Here is a 22,426-nt window from a genome sequence, read left to right on the forward strand (position 1 = left end):
AAACCCCACCAAGAAAAAATAGAACCAATTGTAGAAGAAGTTTCTGAAATAAGAAAAAAATAAAGAAGCAATGTTTAATTTAAGGCAATTCTATAGAATCGATTAAATCCTTAACTTAACAGCTGTGCCCTAAGACCTAATTTACCTAAAAGTCTTTTTATTTCTAATCTATCTTGCCATGTGTATGATAACATACTTGCTACATTAACAAGATCTTTTTGTTTCTTTTTAGGCTCATCAACAAGATATTTTAGAACTGCATGCCAAAATGCATCATAACCTGTTTGAACTAAACGTGACCTTACACCTTCACAATGAATTGGTACAATTTTAGCTTTTACATCTGGTTGTACACTGTTTACAGTAGCTTCAATATCTTCACCGATTATTCCAGATGTACATGAGGTTAATATAAATATAGCCTTTGGTGAATATCGTTCTTCAGCTTTAAGTATTGCATTTTTTAGTTTTTCTGCAGCACCATAAACAACATCCTCTTGTTGTAAATTAGTTGTTAACCAGTTAACATTATACTGTGCTGGTCTTCCAAGTTCAACTGGAACTCCTCTAAACAATTCTCGATAACCTAAAGCACCAGAAGAACAACCTACTGGTGCATTAAACACTACAGCAGCATCTCTTATAGTAGTAACTCTGTTTGAAAGGTAAAAATTCAGAACACATCCTCCAGACTGTTGAAATTTCCTTTCTTGACACTTAACATTACCCTTTTTAGCATCATCTACCAATGCTGAAGCTTTCCCATAATACACATTTGTACCATTTGCCCTTTGTTCTCGATTAGGGCATGTATTTTTACTTAAATCAATAGAGTATTCATCTATTGATTTATTTTTTTTAGAATCTTGGCTCAATTTCATGACTCCTCTTATTTTTTTCTCTTTAATTTCATTTTCTCTCAATTTTCATGGAATTAGTTAATATTAATATAAGTTTTATTTGCATACAAAGTCATCAAAAGTACAGCTATATGGCAGTAGTATAAAAAAACTTAGTTCATACGATGAAAATAAAACCTAATAAGACGTTTATAATCTAATTATTCAATTAAAATCAATAAAACATTCAATTAACTTCCTAGTTTACCTATAAATCCAATAACAACTATTTTAATAGACCACACAAAGTTATGATTTATAGAATAGTTATTTTCATCTAATACATACTTATAACAATTGTTATATAACAATGTGATTGTTTGATTTGCTATATAAATATTACTGTTGAGGCATACCTAAAATTTAATGACTAAAAATAATAAGATAAATAAGAATATAAAAAGATAATATAAGAAGATAATAATTACTTAAAGCTAATTTAAATGATAATTATACAATTAAGTTTAAAATAAGTAATAGTAATGTAAATAACTATAAATAAGTAGTGTCATGACAATTTAATATTATGGTTTTAAATATTTCGTTATCTTTTTAATTAAGCTTTAATTTTCTTTATTTTAGCTATATGGTATGAAATTAATAATATATAAATATTTAAAATTAAATAGTCATGACAGTAGTAAATTATCAAATTTTAATAAGTGATTATAACATTTACATTTTATAACATGATTTTGAAATATTACCCTTCTATTTCTTTTGTATAGTATTATTACATCCTCAATGTATAAATTTTCCATTATTTACCTTATTTACCATAGAAAGAGGAATAAAAAATCTGAAACATTCTTGGGACTCATAGAAACGATAATATAATAATATACAAAAAACATCCCCAAAACAGGAAAAAAAGGAAGAAACGAAAAATGCAGCCTAAATAATTTGCAAAAACCAAAATAAAATAGCTATTAATATATATAAATATTGAAAAAAATACTTAAGAAAAGTAATATTTTAGTAAAAGTAAGTAGCAGGGCCTAGATTTGAACTAGGGCTCTCGGGGTTATGAGCCCCGCGGGATCACCAGACTACCCCACCCTGCTAAACGAGTATTAATTATAAATGTTAAATTATTAAATAAAAGTAAGTAATAAAAAACATGCTTGCCTGAAATAAGCAACATATAATATGTTATACATATTAGTATATAAAGGTTTCTATATAAAAAATATAAAAATTAGAGATAAATGAATAATAAGAAGAAATAAGTAAAAATTAAAGGAATGATAAGAAATAATAAGCTAATAATAAAAGTTTTATCAAATAGCTATTTTTAATTATTCTTTATCTTCAACTACTTTTAATCTTTCATCTAATCTCTCTAATTTGTTATTAGTGTATGACCTATATTCATTGAACCTTTTTTCCAAGGTATCAATGTTCCTATATGCCTTATCACATCTTTTTTCTAGATTTTTAATATCGGTTTGAGTAGCTAAAGACCAATCTTTAATTAATTCTTCGCTTTTTTCATCCAAAAATAAATCTATTTTTTTAGAGAATAAATCTGTGTTAATATGAGGTCTGTCAATATCTTTAAATTTACCTTTTATCTTTTCTCCCCAGGGATCCTTGTTTGTAGTTTCATCAGTTCCATTTACATTCATATTTTCGCCCCCATTATAAAATTTAGACACGTTAGTCCCAGTTGGAACATATGCCCTTAATTTATCGCTGAATTCAGCATTATGTTTAAGGAAAAAGTAGATAAGTACTACAATCGCCCCTGCTAAAATTAAAACAGCTAAAAATTCAATAGCTTCCATTGTGTCACCTTGAATTGATTTAAATATTTATGTTATAAATTGATTTAAAATAAACCTTAGCCAAGATAAGGTTATAAATGCTTTAAATTTAATTTAAATAAAAATTAGTCTAAAGTTAATCTTAATCTATAACTCATTTTTTATTTTTAAGAAGTTGTTTCTCTTTTTTTTCCAGTTCATTTAGCATCTTTAAAAGCTTTTGATGCTCAGTTTTTGCTTCAAGTAAAGATAACCTTTCATTTATCTCACTGTGAAGATAACCTACATCACCCATTATATCAGATGTTGATTTCCTAAGTTCAGAAAGTCTTTCCTGTTGTTCTTTAGGTAAGGGTAATTGATTTTCAATTAATCTTTTTGAATCAAGATCTTTTTCAACCATAGCCATTTTTTTAAGTTCAATTTCTTTTTCTAAGAGTTTAATTGATGTATTAGAATCATTAACTTTCTTCCAGTTAGAAACAACAACAACAATTATGATAAATATAATAGCTAAAATTATCAACAAGAATATCTGCATAGTTGTGAAATTTAAGTCCATTCTCGTCCTCCCATCATCTAATTATACACTAAACAAAGATAAAAAACATTGATGTTAGTGTAAATAATATAAACTAATACTAATATATTTAATTATATAAGAAGAAGTATATATAAATATTGTAATTAAAAATATTTTAAAATTTAAGCATGCTCTTATGTATATTTCATTATAATTTAAATTAACTAAACAAAATCTGTAAAATTAAAAGAAAAGTAAATCAAAAATAATTTAGAACAAGAAAATTATGGGATTGATGATAAAATGGACGAATATTATAAATCTGGAAAAATAGTCTCTAAAGTTAGAGATAAAGCTACAAAAATTATAAAAGATGGTTTAGCTATTGTTGAATTAATAGAATATGTTGAAAACGAAATAAAAAAAGAAGGTGCTGGAATCGCGTTTCCAGTTAATGTTTCTATTAATGAAATAACTGCCCATTACACTTCACCATTAAATGACACTAATACAATAAAAACTGGAGATCTTGTTAAATTAGATTTAGGTGCTGAAATAGATGGTTATATTGCAGATTCAGCTATTACAATCATGGCTCCTGGGGATAATTTAGAAGAGAAATTTAGTGAGGACACAATAGAAAAGAATAATAATCTCATTGAAGCATCCGCTACGGGACTTGAAGCAGCTATTAGTACTGTAAAAGCAGATGTAGAAGTAGGGCAAATAGGAAAAGCAGTAGAAGAGGCTATAAATAGCTTTGGATTTAAACCAATAATTAATCTAGCAGGACATAGTTTAGAACAATGGAATTTGCATTCAGGACTATCTATACCAAATATAGATGATCATAGTACTAAAAAAATAAAAGAAGGTGATGTACTGGCTATTGAACCTTTTGCAACTGATGGAGTAGGTTGGGTAGATGATACAAAAAGTATTAATATCTATAAATTAATTGCAGACAAACCTTTCAGAATGCAACATACACAAAAAGTATTAAATGAAATAAAATCAGAATATAGTTCTCTTCCATTTGCATCAAGATGGTTAACAGAAAAATTCAATGTTAATAGATTAAATAGCTCACTTAGACAATTATCAAATTCTATGGCAGTTTACCCTTACCCTGCACTTAAAGAAAAGACAAATGCATGGGTATCTCAAAAAGAACATACTGTTATTGTTGAAAAAGATAGCTGTATTATTACTACAAAATAGCTATTAATTATTAATTATGCATTTTTTTTAAAAATAGCTATAAAACTATAAGTTATATATATTAATAAAAGCATTTCTTATGCTTAAAATGGTTTATTTTTGGAAATAGCTTTTGATCAAACTTTTTTTAAAAGTTTGTTTCATATTCTATAAAAATAGTAGGTTTAAACAAGTCAATAAAAAATGAACATTAGCTTAAAATCATTTAAGAAAAACATTCAAACTTTAATTGACAAAAATTGTTGGTTGTGTGAATTTCGGTTATTAAATTTTGTCTAGTACTTGAAGTATATCCGTGTTTTTGATAATGAATGAAGGACAATTTCATTGTTAACTGTAATTATTGACTATCACTAGTTATCTCTTAACCAACAATTATTGATAATATCTATTCATGCCATGTTTTTTAATTGAAAAGTGACTATTCATTAGTCACATGTAATGGTATATACTTCATAATATATAAAATTTTTGGATAGCTATATAAAAAATATAGAATTTAATGAATAAAGTAATAATTATTTAGATGAGAATTATAATTAATAAAAGAATACTTTAATAGCTATCTTAAAATTGCTCCCTTATCTGCTGAACTTACTAGTTTTTGGTAGATTCCAAGCCATCCTTTTAGTGATTTAAGTTTTAGATTTGAATTTTCTATTCTTTTTGCTAACTCTGCATCTTCTAGGTCAACATCAATTTTTCTATTTTTAATATCAATGGTTATGATGTCACCTTCTTTAAGTCCAGCTATTGGACCATTATCTAAGGCTTCTGGTGAAATATGACCTACACATGGTCCTCTTGTTCCACCTGAGAATCTTCCATCAGTTATTAGAGCTACGTTTTTAATTCCACTTCCAGATAATGCTGCTGTTGGATTTAGCATTTCTCTCATGCCTGGTCCACCTCTTGGACCTTCACATCTGATGACAACTACATCTCCTTCATTTATTCTGTTTTCATATATTGCTTTAACAGATTCTTCTTCACTGTTGAAAATTCTTGCAGGACCTTTGTGATATAACATTGCCTCTTCTACAGCCCCTTGTTTAATAACAGAGCCATTTGGTGCTAAATTACCATATAAAACCGCTATTCCTCCCTCTTTGTGTACTGGACTTGTGATTGGTCTTATAACATCAGTGTTTTTAATTTCAATATTTTTTATGTTTTCTTCCATTGTTTTTCCATTACATGTAATAGTTGAAGTATCAATTAAAGAACTAATTGTTTTTAAAACAGCTGGAATTCCTCCAGCATTGTGAAGATCTAACATTGAATCATCACCAGTTGGACTGATTGAAGCTATATGTGGGATTTCTTTACTTACTTTATCAAATAAGGACAAGTTTACATCTAAATCACCCCTATTCACTTCACTAGCTATTGCTGGAATATGTAGTGCTGTGTTACTTGAGCCTCCCAGAGCCATGTCAATAGCTATACTGTTTATAAAAGCATTTTTAGTAAGTATTTTAGATGGTTTAAGATCTGTCGCAATCATGTCAATTATTGTTTTACCTGATTCTTTTGCAATCTCTAATTTCTTTTCATCTACTGCATGAGTAGTTGCACATCCTGGAAGACTCATTCCTAAGCTTTCAGTTATACATGCCATAGTATTTGCTGTGAATAAACCTGCACATGAACCAGGACCAGGACAAGCACATCTTTCAAGCTGATTTAAATCCTCTTCTGTCATTTTACCAGAAGATACAGCCCCGACTCCTTCATAAACATCAATAAAATCTACATTTTTGCCTTTAAAGTTTCCAGGCATCATTGGTCCACCTGTAACAGTTATCGCTGGAAGATCTAATCTTGCTGCCGCCATTAACATTCCTGGAACAATCTTATCACATGTTGGAATAAGTACAATACCATCTAAACTATGTCCCATTACTACACTTTCAACAGTATTAGCTATTATCTCCCTTGAAGGAAGAGAGTATCTCATACCATCATGATTCATGGATAATCCATCACAAATAGCCATTGTATTAAATTCAAAAGGAATACCTCCAGCTTCCCTAATACCTTCTTTCACACTTTCAGCTATTTTTCTAAGGTGAATATGACCTGGAACAATATCAGTAAAACTATTAGCTATTGCAACAAAAGGTTTATCAAAATCATTATCCCCTACACCACATGCTCTAAGTAGAGATCTGTGAGGTGCTCGTTCAAAGCCTTTTTTTATATTATCGCTTCTCATTAAATCACATTAACATAATTTTTATAAAAATAATTAAAAATAAATCATTAAAAATTCATTTGAGTAAATTTAAATTAAAATAAAATTATTAATATATTTCTAAATTTTAAATTAATAGTATTTATAATAGAGTGTTATATTTTTACATTTTGGCATTATTGATCTTGTTATTTTTACCCATACATCTTCTTTTGTAAGCTTAAAATTTTAATATGAATTTAATAAATAATAAGTAGGTTGATAAGTTTAAAGTCTATTAAAATCTTTTATTTGAGTAAAAAATAAAATTTTTCTGGGAATAATATAGTTTGATAAGATCAGGATTTTAAAATTTAAAAATGCAAAAGAGGAAAAATATAAAAGTGCCAAGAAGAATATACTAACTATACAATTTTAACAGGAAGCATATTATTTATGAAAGTAGCAAACGAAAAAATGAAAACCTCAATAGTAATTGAAAAAAATATAATGAAAAAACTGAAAAAAATAGCTATTGATAAAGAAATAACCCAAAACAAGCTAATAAATGAATATATTATAAAAGGAATAAAAGATGAGAATAAAAATAAACCCTCAATGAAAATACCAGAACATTTAATACGTAATAAAGACACATATAACCCTGATCCCGACGAACTTATGGAAATGGCAGGAATAATTAAAATAGATAAACCATTTGATACATTGAAAGCTATAAAAGAAGTACGTTCAGATAAGGAATGGTTATAAAATGATATTCTTAGATGCAAGTTTCATTATTAACTTTTTTGTTGATAAAGTAAGCTTTCATGAGCGAGCTGTAGAATTGATGGAAAGTATAAAAAATGAAGAAAAAATAATATCTAATTTAGTAATTACAGAAGTTGTAACTGTTTTAAACATAAAACTAAAAGTAAATAAAGAATTAACAAAAACAGTGTATGAATACATGAATAAAAAATTTGAAATTGTAGAAGACAGCTACATATATGATGAAAGCTTTAAAAAAGTCATGAAATATAAGGATAGATTATCTTTTTTTGATTGTGCATACATAGCTCTGATGGAAGACTTAGAAATAAAAGAAATAGTATCATTTGACAAAGATTTCAATAATAAAGAAGGTATAATAAGAATATATTAAATATTATCTAAAATTAATATCAAAAAAATAAATAGAAATAAATAGCTAATTTTAGATATCTATTTTTTAGATTTCAACATAGTTAAAATCATCTTAAATTCTTCAATAGCTATTAAACCATGGGAGATATTTGCAGGCATAATAATCATCTCTCCAGCTTCTAAGAAGTTGTCCTTGGAATCAATAGTTATTTTAGCCTTACCTTCGATTATTTGAACTATAGCATCATATGGTGCACTGTGAGTACTTAATCCTTCTCCTTTATCAAAAGCAAATATGGTTACTGTTCCTGCTTCTTTTTTAATGATTTCACGACTTACAACAGAGCCCTTTTGATAATCAATTAGTTCATTTATAACTATTGTTTTTGAAATTAAGTCATTTGGCAAATTATCACCTCATGTAATTATTAAAGAATAGTTAGGAATAATTAATAATAATTAGGAATAACTAAGAATAATTAGGAATAATTATCCTAAAATTCTTTTAATGTCTTCTTCAGGATTTCCTGCAGGAGTTAAGTTGAAATTTTCTACTAAATAATTAGTTATATCATCATTTGCCCATGCAGGTAATACTGGTCCGAGAATTATATCTGTTTTGCCTAAGTATAAAAGGCTCCATAAAATAGCTACTGCTTTTTGCTCCATCCAGCTACATACAATTGTCAATGGTAATTCATTTAATTCTACATCAAATAATCCACATAATGCAACAGCTATATCCACTGCTACGATTGCATCATTACATTGACCTAAATCTAATAATCTTGGTATTCCTTCAATATTCCCTAAATCAAGGTCATTGAATCTGTATTTTCCACATGCAAGAGTTAGAACAATTGTGTCATTTGGTAATTTTTCAACGAATTCTCTGAAATACTGTGTTCCTTTAAGTGGAGAGTCACATCCTCCAACTAAGAAAAATCTTTTGATTTTTCCAGCTTCAACTAACTCTTTGATTTTACCTGCAAGATCTAATATTGTTGATGCTCCAAAACCTGTTGTTAATGTTTTTTTATCTTTTTCTTCTGAGATACTACCTAATTCAATAGCTTTTTCAATAATCGGGGCGAAATTATTATCTTTAATCTGAATTACTCCAGGTAATTTAGCTGGAGCGGATGTGAATATTCTGTCTTTATATTCGTCATTTGGAATAAGTACACAGTTAGAATTTGCTAAAATAGCTACATTATAATCTGAGAATATTTTCCTCTGATCAAACCATGGTCCACCTAATTGACCTACTAAATGATCATATTTTTTAAGTTCTGGGTATCCATGAGCTGGTAACATTTCACTGTGAGTATATACATTGATTCCTTTTCCTTCTGTTTGTTTTAAAAGTTCTTCAAGAGATTTTAAATCGTGTCCTGTAACAAGTATTCCTGGACCTTCTTTTGCTCCAACTTCAACTGTCTCTGGAGTTGGTTCGCCGTAATTTTCAATGTGAGCTTTTTTAAGTAGTTCCATTGCTTTTAAGTTGATTCTTCCTCCTTCAAGAGCGAGTTCAACTAAATTTTCTAAATCAAAATTAACATTGGTTAAAGTTGTGTAAGTTCCATTTGTTAAAAATTCGTCAATTTCTGGGTCACTGACTCCTAATTGATTTAAATGGTGATTATATGCACTTATTCCACGAACAATATAGGTTAAGTTATCTTGAAGTTTAGCTATTGTTGGTTGTTTACCACATGTTCCTGTGATTGTACATCCACTACCGTTCGCTGCTTGACTACACTGATAACAAAACATGTCTAAGTCATTACTCATATTTAATTCCTCCAATATATAACACTGATTTCTAAAAACCTTAGATTTTTCAAATTTCTTAAACTAATTCATTTTAATTCTACAGTAACTAAGTTGTCTTGAAGGACATATAAATATTTTGTAACTAGTTAAGTGAAAATAAGACAAATTTTATAAATAGGGAAAAACAATATAATATTAAAGAAATATGAAGGATTAACTATGGAAAATAAAATATTAAAATCACTTAAAATATTTGGACTTAATGAATATGAGTCAAATAGCTATTTAGCATTAAATTATATAATAACAGGAACAGCAACAGAAATTAGTGAAAAAGCAAATGTTCCGAGATCAAGAATTTATGATATTCTGAGATCCCTTGTTCAAAAAGGATTTATTGAGCAAAGTCCAGGCAGACCAATAAACTATCAAGTAATACCTCCAAAAGAAGTATTTAAACTAAGAAAAAACAAGATTATAAATGAACTTGAAGAAAGTGAAATTGAATTAAACGAAATATACGAAGACCAACTATCAAAAGCACCAGCTCCAGTATGGTTAATACATGGAGACTCAAAAATAATTAAAAAAGAACTAGAAATAATATCAAGAGCAAAAAAATCAGTAAACATAAGAATGGGATTTATGTTTAAAGAAGAAGGAGAAAAATTAAAAGAAAAAATAAATAAAGCAGTTAAAAAAGGAGTTGAGATAAATATAATGGCTTCCCCATATTGTTTTGTAGATAATCATCAAATAAACATCATAAATGAACTTAAATCAACAAAAGCAGATGTGTTTAAATTTTCATTGCCTTTTGCAAAGATGATAGTAGGAGACAGTAGAGAAATGATTCATATCTTCACTAAATTCAGTGGAGAAAATAATGTTATCTCATCAACAGCTATTGGAGTATGGAATCAATACGAAGACATAGCAAAAAGCTATGATGATAGGTTTATGATGCAATGGAAGAAAAAAATTAAAAATAATAAAAATAAACATAGAATTAAAAATAAGAATTAATAGGAATTAATAGAATATTTAGCAGATAAATTAATTAAATTAATTAATAATAAATCTCTTGTCTGCTCATGTAAAATATTAATAATAAGCAACTACATATAAATTAAATAAATTGTATTAACTTAATTGTTAATAAACCAAATGAGGATTTAAAATGAATAGAAAAAAATTAGCTATTGATTTTGCAAGCTCTTTAAATCATCCTGAAATAGAAAAAATAATATTATATGGATCTGTTGCACGAAACGAAGATAAAAATGATTCGGATATTGATATTCTCATTATAACCTCTGAGATTGACGATGATCTAAAAATTGAAGATGATATTTATAGTAAAACTTTTGATATACTTCTTGAAACTGGAGAAGATCTTTCTGTGCAAATAATACACAACGAACACTATCAAACACATTCAGACTTCCCTTTTTATATGAACATTGCAAAAGATGGTGTTTTGATTGGATAAAAAAGTGAGTAAAGCATTCGAAAAGTCTATAGAACTTTTAAAAGTATCTGAATTAAATTTTAACAATAAATTTTACGCAGACTCAATTAACAGATCATACTATGCTGTTTTCCATGCAGCCAATGCATTACTAATTAAAAAAGGAATATTCGCTAAAACACATAGTGGTACTATCCGTGAATTTGGTTTAGAATATATTATTAATGATAATTTTAATAAAGAAATAGGAAAATTTTTTAACAGTCTTGAAAAAGATAGGGAAAAAGCAGATTATGATTATTCATATAATGCAACAAAAAATAAAGCTAAAAAAGATTTATATAATGCTAAACGATTTATTGAAGAGTGTAAACATTTTTTATAAAATTGATTATACCAATTAATAATAAAAAATAATAGATAAATAATAGAAGTAATGATTAAAAACCAAAGAAAGTGTTCCATGATTATATAGTGATTAAATATGATTAAATAGTATTAATTTCATTAAATTAAATATTTATCCTTATTTTAATGATTAAATAATTATAGAACCTTATCCTCCTCTGAAAAAACATTATTATTTATTGAATTAATTATTAAAAAATTAATACAAGTTATTTAAAACTATAAAACAAAACTATAAAATAAGAATAAATTAATATTGTTAATTAAACTAAATCATCCAATACTAAAATTAATTATTAAATTAAATTATCATTGAACGTGTTTATATGTTAAGTCGTATTATAACTGATGGATTTAAATATCCTTTTAAAAATTGGCAACTTTTCCTAATGGTTGGAATGCTATCACTACTGTCTGCAGGATACAGTTTTTTTCTTTTAAGCATATTAACAATAGGAACACAGAGTGTAACTGAGATTATCAGTGTAGTTATTACTATAATTATCTCCATAGTAACTACAATAATCCTTGAAGGTTATGGAATTAGTATTATAAAAGATACTATAAATAATTCTAATGATCCTATTTTTATTAATCCAATAGAAAATATGAAAACTGGAATTAAAAGTATAGTTGTAAATATTGTATACTACATTATACCACTAATTATAATAAGTGCAATATCAATATATCTGGACTTATTTGGTGTGATTGGAGAGATTATGTCATACAATGCCCAATATGGTGCTAACTATATTAATCACATCTCTCCAGTATTAATAGTAAATCTTATATTAGTATTTATAATTATGGGAATTATATTACTTATAAGTACTTATTTTTTAATAATAGCTAAATGTAGATTAGCTAAATATGATTCAATAAAATCAGCAATTCAAATAAAAGAAATACTTAATGATATAGCTAAGATTGGATGGGTAAAGTATACTATCTACCTTATTGTTTTAGGAATATTAATAGTTGTTATTGAAAGTATAGGACTTATATTTAATTTAGGTGGTTTTATAGGCTCTTTATTGCGTATGTTTATTATTGGATCATTTATTACCCTATTTATACCTAGGATTTATGGTTCAATCTATAAGATAGCTAAAAAAAGAAGATAAAAAATAAATTATTAACTATAATAAATTATACAAATTATAAAAGTGTCTAAAATGAGTTTAAAAGAGATATTAAGAGATGGATTTGATTATCCACTTAAAAATTGGAATATTTTCGTGATAATTGGAATTATATATCTAATAGCAGACACTCCAAATATTCTTAGTAAATTAGGAGTTATTCCTTTATCTCCATCTTTTCTAAGTGCTGAATGGATTATATTTATTATTGCAACAATTACTGCCTTAATATTTGCTTTATTATTGGAAGGTTATGTTTTAAGTATCTTGCGAGATACCATTAATAATATTAGTGAGTTACCTCCCCTTAAAGTAGTAGAAAATATCATATTAGGAATTAAAGGTACATTTGTTGCTATTGTATATTATCTAATCCCAACAATCATAACAGCAATAATAGGGATTATTTCATTATATGGATCTTTAGTTAAAATTCTACCAGCTATAATGAAATATGGTGCCCAATATGCAAATTACGTGCCTCAAGATTTATTAATAAATTTTATTGTTGGTTTTGGAGTTACATTACTTATTGGAGTAATATTATTTATTATAACATCACTCATAGCAACAATAGCTGTATGTAGACTAACTAAATATGATTCCATAGGTCAAGCATTCAAAATAAGAGAAATACTTAAGGACATTAGGAAAATTGGATGGGGTAGATATATTGGTTATTTAATTGTGTCAGGCATAATAGCTTTCGTTATTACAGTAATATTCTCTCTTATTTTTGTTTTATTTGGAATTATAGGCACAATAATCCAAACATTCTTAGTTAACACATATATAATTATCTTCCAATATAGAATTCTTGGATCAATATACAAACTATCTGAAGATGAAAATGAACCATACATTGATAATAACTATGGATTTGTAAAAGACAATTAATATTAAAAATGAATTAAAATTAGTAAATAATAGAATAAATAATAAAACTCATGAATATAGCTTAAAATAGCTTAATTATTAAGATATTTGATGATTTTACCATCAAACCTCAAAATACCTATCATCTAAGCTATCTACATTCATGCCATTATTTTATATATTCTTTTTAATAGTAATAAAAATAGTAATGAAAATATTAATATTATTAATTAAACTCAAATAATGATTGAAAATAAAGAACTAAAAAATAGATAAAAAATTAGTATTAAAATAATTAAAAATAGCTATGATAAAAATAATAGATCTTATCATAAACTATAATTTTATGATACGTAAACCCTAGAATGTTCTAGCTTTACCACTAATTATATTTTCTGTTACAGTTGATATGTTTTCCAACCATCCATCAACAATACTTTCAACTTTTTTAGATACATCATCTAATTTGTAGCCATCTTCAAGGATTACTTGAGAAGTTGCTGCTTTTGGATCATCGATTGGTTGACCTATTTGGCTTAAAATCATTATATTAACTTGTTTAACTCCTTCAATTGAGTTTGCAATGTCTTTAGCTATTTCATAGGAAAGTACATTGTAAATTTTACCTACGTGGTTGATAGGATTCTTACCAGAGGTTGCTTCCATAGACATAGGTCTGCAAGGAGTAATCAAACCATTTGCTCTGTTTCCTCTACCTACTGAACCATCATCTCCCATTTCTGCTGAAGTTCCTGTTACAGTTAAGTAGTATCCTTCTTCACCTTTTGCATTATCATTGTCTGCAGTATTTACGAATACTTCAACATTTCTATCAGTGTTTTTAGTTGCAATGTCTACTGCTTGCTGTTTTACTTCATCACGAATAGCTATATATTCATCTTTATCTGCTAAATGTTGTGAAACCATAGCACAACCAATAGTTAAAGTAATATTATCTGCTTCACGAAGTCCCATTACTTTAATATCTTCTCCAACACCAGGGAATTGTTTTTTAAATGATTTTGAGTTTAATAATTCTTCTGTAGCTAAAACTATGTTTTCAGTTTCAGAATATGGAGCATAGCTAACTCCAAAGGAAGTATCATTTGAAGATGGTGCTCCTTCTCTTTTAAACACATCAACCAAATCTCCAGAACCATGCCCAATCTTACATTCTACAACAGCATCAGTTTCTGTGTTTAAATTTATTATATTTTCGTCAAGATAGTTTTTTGCGGCTTCAATAGCTACACGATCAACAGCTAACTTGACTCCATCATATTCAGAAACTCCTCTACCAGTTAAAAGGAAGTCAATAGGTTTAATTACTTCTCCTCCCCCGAAAATAGGGTCAGATTCCCCTGCAGTGATTTGAACTTCATCAGTATTGTGGTGAAGAACTCCACCTAATTTGTCCATATATAATTCGCAAAGAGCTCTACTAACAGATTCAGCTATTCCATCACTTATACTATCAGGATGCCCAATTCCTTTTCTTTCTACAATTTCTACGTCAATTTCTTCAATTGGATTTTGATTAAGATTTTCAACAATGATATTTCTCATAATTACCCTCTCAAAAATTTTATTAAACTGTATTAAATAACTATTAGTTAATAATGTTTAGTTTGAAAATCATAACATTTTCTTTAATCAAAGTTAATAAAAAACCTTGATTAATTAATAAAATTTTGATTAAACAATACACTTTCTATTATATGTTTATAGTATAAATTACTTTGGAAATTAATAGTACTATAATGTAACAATGATTAATTTTTATTATCTAAAAATGATTCCTAATGTTTTAATTTAAAAATAAACAGATAAACCCTAAGATTTTGAAAAATTCCTATGTTACAATTTAAGTCAAAATTTATACTATTACATTATACAATTCTCAAAAGTTATATATTTAATAAGCTATTTAAAAGTAACTAGTCGCATGTTGTATAAATGAAATAAAAAATAGCTGATTTAATATGGATTTAATAATAAGAAAAAATGAATATGGTCCAAATAAGCTTGAATACCCTGTTAAAATAATGGATAGCTATTATTCAAGATTAAAGGGACTAATGTTTAAAAATACTGTGGAAAAAGGACTTGTTTTCAAGATTCCTAAAAGTAAAACATCTTTCACATCAGCAATACACATGTTTTTCATGCTAATACCAATAGATATTCTTTTTATAGATGAAAACGATGTTATTTATGATATGATAAGTATTAAACCATGGAAAACATACCAACCAAAATATCCTGCTAAATACGTTATAGAACTTGAAAAAGGAACAATTAAAAATAATAACCTAAGTATTGGAGATGAAATTCATTTTAGAGGAAATATTGATTTTATATTAGAACATTAATTAATTGGTATTAAAAATGATTCAAAGCCAATTGCTACAATAAAGTAAAAATATGTAAAAATATAAGTTTAGCTATTTTTTTAGATATTGAAAAAATAATTAAAATAATTTATAAATTATATGATATTTCCTTTTTAAAAAGTCAATTAAATTTGTACATATTATTATTAATGATTATTAATGATTTAATTTTTCTATTTTACATTTTACTTCGGTTATGATGTCCTTTTTATTTATTTTCGTGTCTTTAAATCCTATTGCTAGTAAAATTACTTCATATTTTTTATTTTTATAAAGTCTGTAATATTGTTTTGAGTGTATTTGATTTAATGCATTATCAACAATTGTATCTAATGTTTTTCTCTCATCTTGAGTGTATTTAACCTCTGTAATGACTATTAGATTCTTGTCTCTAAAAATTGCATCAATTCTACCTTGATTAATTGGTTCTTCACTTTTAATTTTGAACCCCAAATTTTTAAGCAATGTTATAAATACGGTTTGTTTGATTTTCCATCTTTCTCTTTTAGTAGTTAGGTTAAGATAATATGGAATTTCCCCAAATTGGATTTCTAAATAATTAGATAAGCTTTCACAATCCCCTTTTTTAATATATTCCCATAATTCTATCTGTGAATCAATAACATCTTCTTTAATTTCATTTAAATAGAATTTTGTTAGGTTGTTTTTATAGGCTTGTTCTACTTCAAAATTAGGTATTTTAAGAGAGTATTCTGTTTCATGCATTTCGTTTTTAAATTTATTGTCAATTGTTAGATATCCTCCTTGAAAGAGTAAGGGCAAATCTTCAATATTCATAGGATCGATTTCATTTAAATCTGTCTCAGTTATAATCATATTCTCAAAGTCAATATCTTCTTTTCGATTTTTTAAGATATCTATTAAAAAATGAGGAGTCCCTGTTCCAAACCAATAATGAGAAAATTCCCCAATTTTCAGTGCAGACAAAGTGGAATAAGGGTTAAAAACTCTTTTTTCACCATCAAAACTGTAGCCATCATACCAATGATTAATTTCATATAAAACCTCCTCATATTTCATATTTTCCTTATCAGCTAAAGATTGAATGTAATGTGAGCAGTAGCTTTCTAGTTCCACATGAGTTATGCCACATATAGTAGAATACTCTTCAGATAATGTAATGTCCCTTGGGTTGTTTAGTTTAGAGAAGATTGAAGTGTGTATGAATTTGCTAATTCCAGTTATGAATATAAACTCAATGTATTTATCTGAGTTTTTCAGTGTCATGTAAAAATTTTGAAGTGTTTTGCGATTAGCATCAGCTAAATCTTCATCATCGATGTTATCAAGTATAGGAGCATCATACTCATCAATGAGAACAACAATCTTTTTACCAGCAGTTTCATGTAATTTTTTAATTAAAACAGCAAAATTATAATCTGCAGGTAGTTTTTCATTTAGTTCAATATCATGATCTCGAGCAAATTCATTAATATAATCTGCAAGTGTTAATTCTAGCCATTCATTAGTTTTATTTGAAAGTGTACTCATATCTAAATGTAGTACTGGATAGTTTACACTCCAATCCCAATAGTCATGAATGTAAAGACCTTCAAATGATTTTTTGTTACCTAAAAATAGATTTTCTAAGATGCTGACAAGTAAAGATTTTCCGAATCTTCTTGGTCTTGATAAAAAAACTGTATTTTCATTATTGATAAGATTATATATCTCTCTTGTTTTATCAATATACAGAAAATCATTTTCTATTAAAAATTCAAATGTTTGTTTACCTAACATTATTTTTTTGAATTTTTCATGTTTTGAGGATTTAAAAGATTTTCCATTAATATTATTTTCCATACTTAATATTCCCTCCCCAATCTTTTTTCAAATTTATAATATAACTTATTAATAATTATTAAATTTATAATATAAATTATTTATGTTTTTAGAAAATAGTATTATTTAATGAGAATGTAAACTGTTTTGTCAATAAGTAATATTGTCTGTTTCAACATATCTATTATATCATATGCTTTTCCTAAATTATCATATAAAATTACAGTTTCATATTTAATTAAATTAAAAAGGCTGTGCAACAATTCAAAAATCTAAGTTTTTAAATTTTGTTAATTAACTTAAAATTACATTTATAGAATTATAATAAATAATATTATAAAAATAAACATGAATATTTAATAAAATTCTATTTTAATTAATATTAACAGCTATTTACTAAACATAGTTATTTTTAAACATTTAATTTTTATTATCATTTAAACTATTTTTAATTCGATTTAACTAATTAATATGAGTTATTTATTAATTATAACTATTTTAAACATTTATTTTTTTTTATAAAAAAATATGTATTAATGACTTACAAATATTTTAATTTATTTTAATTAGATATCTATTTTTACAAAAAATAATCGTTGCACAACCTATTTAGTGAAAAGTTAGAATGTCTACTCTAGTTTTTGAACTGAAGAGTTTTTGTAACATGATAAAATGTATGGAATTAATAGTATAAAAATTTTATACAATAAAAAGTTTAGAATATTTTAAAAAATTATTGGCTGAAAAATTAAATGTTGAATGATTTAGCTAATTTTTTTAATGAATTATTATTTGATTTTATTTTTAGATTTTTTTATTGCAGTTAATAAGTCTTCAACTAAATCTTCCTTGTCTTCTATTCCTACAGATAGTCTAATTAGATTTTCGCCTATCCCAATTTTTTCTAGTATATTTTTTGGAATACATGCATGAGTCATAGTTACTGGATGAGAAACAAGAGATTCTACACCACCTAAGCTTTCTGCAAGTGTAATTATTTTTAAATTTTTGAAAAATTCATTGATATTATAATCTTCTTTTAGGGTAAATGAAATCATACCCCCTGGTCCTTTAGCTTGTTTTTTTTGTATTTGATAACCTTTAAAATCAACATCCCCTGGGAAATATATTTCATTTACTGCTTCTGAATTTTTTAAAACATTTGCAATATATTTCGCATTTTCTATGTGACGATCCATTCTAACAGAAAGAGTTTTAATACCCCTAATTAAAAGCCAACTGTCAAATGGTTCTAATATTCCACCTGTAGAATTTTGTAAGAATCTCAATTTTTCAGCTAATTTTTTATCATTTACAACTAGAAGTCCACTTACTACATCACTGTGTCCACCAAGATATTTAGTTCCACTGTGTACTACAATATCTGCACCTAAATCAAGTGGTTTTTGGAGGTATGGAGTCATAAAGGTGTTGTCTACTATTGTTAAAACATTATATTTTTTAGATATTTTTGATATTTCATTTAAATCTGTTACTGTTAGTAAAGGATTTGTAGGAGATTCTATAATTATTCCCCTAATATTTTCATCATTTTTTAATACATTTTCATACTTCTCAAGATTTTCTGTATCAATAATCTCATATTCTAAGTCAAAATTATTGAATATCTCATCTAAAATTCTGAATGTTCCACCATAGACATTCTGAGAGATTAATATTCTATCTCCACTTTTAAATAAAAATAAAACCGTTGTAATAGCTGCAAGTCCTGATGCAAATGCAAATCCATCACTTCCATTTTCAAGATCTGCAATTAAAGATTCAAGTGCATCTCTTGTAGGATTCCCAGATCTCCCATATTCATATCCTGCTGTGGTTTTTCCAAGTTCTATTTGTTTAAAAGTTGCTGATTGATAAATAGGAATACTTAGAGCCCCAGTTGCAGGATCTTCAGAAATTCCTCCATGGATTAGTTTAGTATTCATTTTATTTTTTTTTATAGTCATTAAATTTCCCCATTTTTTCTTAATCATTATTTTTAGTAAATATTAAATTTCTGTTATTAGTAGTATTTATTTATTAAGATAAATATTAATTTAACACTGATTTCGAAAAAATAAAAAATTTTGCAAAATCTTATTATATGAAGTTAAATCGGTTTTATAGATTAGAATGGATTTTAAAGCCATAAAAACTGATTTAGGTACTTATGGGAGATTTTACAAAATTTTCTATTTTGCGAAATCAGTGTATAAATATTAATTTAAAAAATAGTATTATATTGATTAAAATATCTATAAAAATATCAATGAAATTATTTAAAAAAGTAAAAAAATAAAAGATTTAAAATAAATATTTAAATCTTTAAGATAAAATAGCTAAATTTACATCATTGGAGGCATTCCGCCCATAGCTGCTGGGTCCATTCCGCCCATATCAGGAGCAGGAGTGCTTGTAGATGCGATAACATCATCTATTCTTAAAATCATTTCAGCTGATTCGGAAGCAGATTGAATAGCTTGTTTTTTAACACGTTTAGGTTCAATTACACCAGCTTCTTTCATATCTTTTACTTTTCCTGTAAATACATCAAGACCCATGTAATTTGAAGTTTCATGTGCAGCTCTTAAGTCTACTAATGAATCAATACTGTCAAGTCCTGCGTTTTCAGCTAAGGTTTTAGGAACGACTTCTAAAGCTTCTGCAAATGCAGTTACTGCTAATTGTTCTCTTCCACTAATGGATTCAGCGAAGTCTTTTAATTTTTTAGCAATAGCTATTTCAGGAGCTCCTCCACCAGCAACAACTTTACCATCTTCAACAGTTGCAGCTACAACACCAATTGCGTCTTCAATTGCTCTTTCAATTTCATCTACAACATGTTTTGTGCTTCCTCTAACGAGTAATGTTACAGATTTTGCTTCTTTAGCGTTTTCAACAAAGATCATTTCTTCGCCAGAGATTTTTTTCTCTGCAACGCTTCCAGCATGTCCTAAATCGTCAGTAGATAAATCATCTAAGTTAGAAATAACAGTAGCACCAGTTGCTTTAGCTAATTTCTCAATATCTGATTTTTTAACTCTTCTAACTGCAAGTATTCCTGCTTTAGCTAAATAATGTTGTGCAAGATCATCAATACCTTTTTGAGCAAATAAAACAGTAGCACCAGAGTCAGCTATTTTATCAACCATGCCTCTGACCATTTGTTCTTCTTGTTCAATAAATGCTTGCATTTGAGCAGGATCAGTGATTCTAATTTCAGCATCTACTTCAGTTTCTTTAACTTCTAGAGGAGAGTTTAATAAAGCAATTTTAGCATCTTCTAAGTTCTCAGGCATTCCAGGATGAACTCTTTCTTTATCAATTATAACACCTTGAATTAAGGTAGAGTCCTCTACAACAGCACCATCTTTTTTCTCAATTTTAATATGATCTGTGTCTACTTCACCATCTTCTGCTACTTGTGTAACAGCATCAACTACTAATTTAGCTAATGGTTCACGTGCTTTTTCAGTTCCTTTTCCAGTCATAGCAGTCATAGCTACGTTTAATAAAATTTCAGGACCTACATCATCAATAGATATATCATTTAAGATTTCTTGTGCTTTTTCAGCTGCTTGTCTGTAACCTAAAGCTACAATTGTTGGGTGTATATCCATATCAAGTAATGATTCGGATTTTTTAAGTAACTCTCCAGCTATTATAACTGCAGTGGTTGTACCGTCCCCTACTTCATCTTCTTGTGTTTTTGCTACTTCTACTAACATTTTAGCAGCAGGATGTTCAATATCCATTTCTTTAAGAATAGTAACACCGTCGTTTGTTACGACAATATCACCAAGTCCATCCACTAACATCTTGTCCATTCCTTTTGGACCAAGAGTAGTTCTTACAGTTTCAGCTAAAATTTTACCTGCTAAAATGTTATTTCTTTGTGCATCTCTTCCGAGAATTCTATTAGTACCTTCTGGTAAAACGATAACTTGTTGTCCTTGTGCCATAAAAATCACTTTTAATTAAAAAATTTTTATTCTATTTTTATTTTAATATGAAAAATTTTAATTATACTTAATATGAAAAATTCTAAAAATAATATATATTTAAATTTACATTAAAATAGAAATTTTAATGAAATTAGACCTATATTTAATTTAAACAAAAAATGAGATAATAATACAATAGCTATGTCCTTTATGTTAGTATTAATACATTATTAAATACTACAATCAAATCTAATTATCTTAAAAATTTAATTAATAACCATAAAATAGCTTAAAATTATTATCAAACATTATTTAAAAATTAATTATAGATATTCAAATTAAGCCAACTATTTAATTAACTTAAAAAAATTAATTGCATATCATAGTGAGTTTAAGGTTATATAAATACTTTATGGTAATGAAAAGCATATAAAATTCCTAATTAATGAAACAAATAACTATTAAAAAATTAAATACAATTAGTTATAATAGATTTAAATATGTCATATATAGACTTAACACATAATTTAAGAAATACTATTCCTGTTTTTCCAGGAGATCCTGAATTTAACTTAAAAAATATTATCCCTAATAACAAAGATACTCCTAATAATGAAGATACCTTTAATAATGAAGATTATACTCTTTATGAAATAAAAGCAGGATTACATAGTGGAACCCATATAGATGCACCATTTCATTATTATCATAGTGGTAAATTAGTATCAGAGTTAAAGTTAGATAAACTTATATTGGCTGTGCAATAATTAATTTTTCAGTTGATGGATGACAGTGAATTTTCTTAGTTGTGGTTAGATTGTAAATTATTTTTTGTAGTTTTTTTTATTTGTTGTCTATGTTTTTCATTGAATATCTATT

At 26.8% G+C, this 22,426-nt stretch carries 20 protein-coding genes and 1 tRNA gene; 10 read left to right on the forward strand and 11 right to left on the reverse strand.

What is annotated here, in order from left to right:
• Positions 1 to 110 precede the first annotated feature (110 nt).
• The 4 genes from MBFIL_RS04380 to MBFIL_RS04395 form a co-directional block, all read right to left on the reverse strand.
• Entirely contained in the window at positions 111 to 881 is a 771-nt protein-coding gene (locus MBFIL_RS04380; RefSeq protein WP_245637456.1) for a nitrogenase component 1, read from the reverse strand.
• Between the two features lie 1,007 nt (positions 882 to 1,888).
• Positions 1,889 to 1,963, reverse strand: a tRNA-Met gene (locus tag MBFIL_RS04385).
• 234 nt (positions 1,964 to 2,197) lie between these two features.
• Entirely contained in the window at positions 2,198 to 2,686 is a 489-nt protein-coding gene (locus MBFIL_RS04390; protein WP_066971843.1) for a hypothetical protein, read from the reverse strand.
• A gap of 133 nt (positions 2,687 to 2,819) precedes the next feature.
• Complete coding sequence (locus MBFIL_RS04395) at positions 2,820 to 3,227, reverse strand: hypothetical protein (protein WP_066971845.1); 408 nt, start codon at positions 3,225 to 3,227, stop codon at positions 2,820 to 2,822.
• A gap of 264 nt (positions 3,228 to 3,491) precedes the next feature.
• Here MBFIL_RS04395 and map point away from each other — a divergent pair, with 264 nt between their 5' ends.
• Complete coding sequence (gene map, locus MBFIL_RS04400) at positions 3,492 to 4,409, forward strand: type II methionyl aminopeptidase (protein ID WP_066971847.1); 918 nt, start codon at positions 3,492 to 3,494, stop codon at positions 4,407 to 4,409.
• Positions 4,410 to 4,971: 562 nt separating this feature from the next.
• On the opposite strand, the gene ilvD is transcribed toward map, so the two are convergent.
• The gene (gene ilvD / locus MBFIL_RS04405) at positions 4,972 to 6,627 is read right to left on the reverse strand and encodes a dihydroxy-acid dehydratase (protein ID WP_066971849.1); all 1,656 of its coding nucleotides are present in this window, start codon (positions 6,625 to 6,627) and stop codon (positions 4,972 to 4,974) included.
• Between the two features lie 414 nt (positions 6,628 to 7,041).
• On the opposite strand from ilvD, the gene MBFIL_RS04410 reads away from it, so the two are divergent.
• Both MBFIL_RS04410 and MBFIL_RS04415 read left to right on the forward strand, forming a co-directional pair.
• Entirely contained in the window at positions 7,042 to 7,356 is a 315-nt protein-coding gene (locus MBFIL_RS04410) for a hypothetical protein (RefSeq protein WP_066971851.1), read from the forward strand.
• Between the two features lies 1 nt (position 7,357).
• Positions 7,358 to 7,750 (forward strand): type II toxin-antitoxin system VapC family toxin, encoded by a 393-nt coding sequence (locus MBFIL_RS04415; protein ID WP_066971853.1) that lies wholly within the window; start codon positions 7,358 to 7,360, stop codon positions 7,748 to 7,750.
• Positions 7,751 to 7,809: 59 nt separating this feature from the next.
• Here MBFIL_RS04415 and MBFIL_RS04420 read toward each other — a convergent pair whose 3' ends face one another.
• On the reverse strand, positions 7,810 to 8,139 hold the full coding sequence (locus MBFIL_RS04420; protein WP_066971854.1) for a cupin domain-containing protein: 330 nt from the start codon (positions 8,137 to 8,139) through the stop codon (positions 7,810 to 7,812).
• A gap of 81 nt (positions 8,140 to 8,220) precedes the next feature.
• Entirely contained in the window at positions 8,221 to 9,525 is a 1,305-nt protein-coding gene (hcp, locus tag MBFIL_RS04425; RefSeq protein WP_066971856.1) for a hydroxylamine reductase, read from the reverse strand.
• A gap of 201 nt (positions 9,526 to 9,726) precedes the next feature.
• Here hcp and MBFIL_RS04430 point away from each other — a divergent pair, with 201 nt between their 5' ends.
• From MBFIL_RS04430 to MBFIL_RS04450, 5 genes are all read left to right on the forward strand, one after another.
• Positions 9,727 to 10,533, forward strand: a complete 807-nt coding sequence (locus MBFIL_RS04430) for a TrmB family transcriptional regulator (RefSeq protein ID WP_066971858.1) — start codon at positions 9,727 to 9,729, stop codon at positions 10,531 to 10,533.
• 154 nt (positions 10,534 to 10,687) lie between these two features.
• Positions 10,688 to 10,999 carry a nucleotidyltransferase domain-containing protein gene (locus MBFIL_RS04435; protein ID WP_066971860.1) on the forward strand — a complete coding sequence of 104 codons (312 nt, stop codon included), beginning with the start codon at positions 10,688 to 10,690 and terminating at the stop codon, positions 10,997 to 10,999.
• On the forward strand, positions 10,992 to 11,363 hold the full coding sequence (locus MBFIL_RS04440; protein WP_084266298.1) for a HEPN domain-containing protein: 372 nt from the start codon (positions 10,992 to 10,994) through the stop codon (positions 11,361 to 11,363). Before MBFIL_RS04435 ends, MBFIL_RS04440 begins: the two co-directional genes overlap by 8 nt.
• Positions 11,364 to 11,712: 349 nt before the next feature.
• Positions 11,713 to 12,513, forward strand: a complete 801-nt coding sequence (locus MBFIL_RS04445; RefSeq protein ID WP_066971861.1) for a DUF4013 domain-containing protein — start codon at positions 11,713 to 11,715, stop codon at positions 12,511 to 12,513.
• A gap of 51 nt (positions 12,514 to 12,564) precedes the next feature.
• Complete coding sequence (locus MBFIL_RS04450; RefSeq protein WP_066971863.1) at positions 12,565 to 13,428, forward strand: DUF4013 domain-containing protein; 864 nt, start codon at positions 12,565 to 12,567, stop codon at positions 13,426 to 13,428.
• 339 nt (positions 13,429 to 13,767) lie between these two features.
• Here the strand turns inward: MBFIL_RS04450 and MBFIL_RS04455 are convergent, their stop codons facing one another.
• Positions 13,768 to 14,973, reverse strand: a complete 1,206-nt coding sequence (locus MBFIL_RS04455) for a methionine adenosyltransferase (RefSeq protein ID WP_066971865.1) — start codon at positions 14,971 to 14,973, stop codon at positions 13,768 to 13,770.
• A gap of 416 nt (positions 14,974 to 15,389) precedes the next feature.
• On the opposite strand from MBFIL_RS04455, the gene MBFIL_RS04460 reads away from it, so the two are divergent.
• Positions 15,390 to 15,779, forward strand: coding sequence for a DUF192 domain-containing protein (locus MBFIL_RS04460; protein ID WP_066971866.1), 390 nt, complete (start codon positions 15,390 to 15,392; stop codon positions 15,777 to 15,779).
• A 177-nt stretch (positions 15,780 to 15,956) separates the two neighbouring features.
• On the opposite strand, the gene MBFIL_RS04465 is transcribed toward MBFIL_RS04460, so the two are convergent.
• The 3 genes from MBFIL_RS04465 to thsA form a co-directional block, all read right to left on the reverse strand.
• A complete protein-coding gene (locus MBFIL_RS04465; protein WP_066971868.1) occupies positions 15,957 to 17,624 on the reverse strand; it encodes an ATP-binding protein in 1,668 nt (555 codons plus the stop codon).
• Positions 17,625 to 18,391: 767 nt separating this feature from the next.
• Positions 18,392 to 19,570, reverse strand: a complete 1,179-nt coding sequence (locus MBFIL_RS04470) for a trans-sulfuration enzyme family protein (RefSeq protein ID WP_211261710.1) — start codon at positions 19,568 to 19,570, stop codon at positions 18,392 to 18,394.
• Between the two features lie 378 nt (positions 19,571 to 19,948).
• Entirely contained in the window at positions 19,949 to 21,565 is a 1,617-nt protein-coding gene (thsA, locus tag MBFIL_RS04475; protein ID WP_066971870.1) for a thermosome subunit alpha, read from the reverse strand.
• Between the two features lie 482 nt (positions 21,566 to 22,047).
• Here thsA and MBFIL_RS04480 point away from each other — a divergent pair, with 482 nt between their 5' ends.
• Positions 22,048 to 22,314: a cyclase family protein gene (locus tag MBFIL_RS04480; protein ID WP_066971872.1), complete on the forward strand. Its 267-nt coding sequence runs from the start codon at positions 22,048 to 22,050 to the stop codon at positions 22,312 to 22,314.
• Positions 22,315 to 22,426 lie beyond the last annotated feature (112 nt).

The organism is Methanobrevibacter filiformis, from assembly GCF_001639265.1.
Lineage (GTDB): Archaea > Methanobacteriota > Methanobacteria > Methanobacteriales > Methanobacteriaceae > Methanacia > Methanacia filiformis.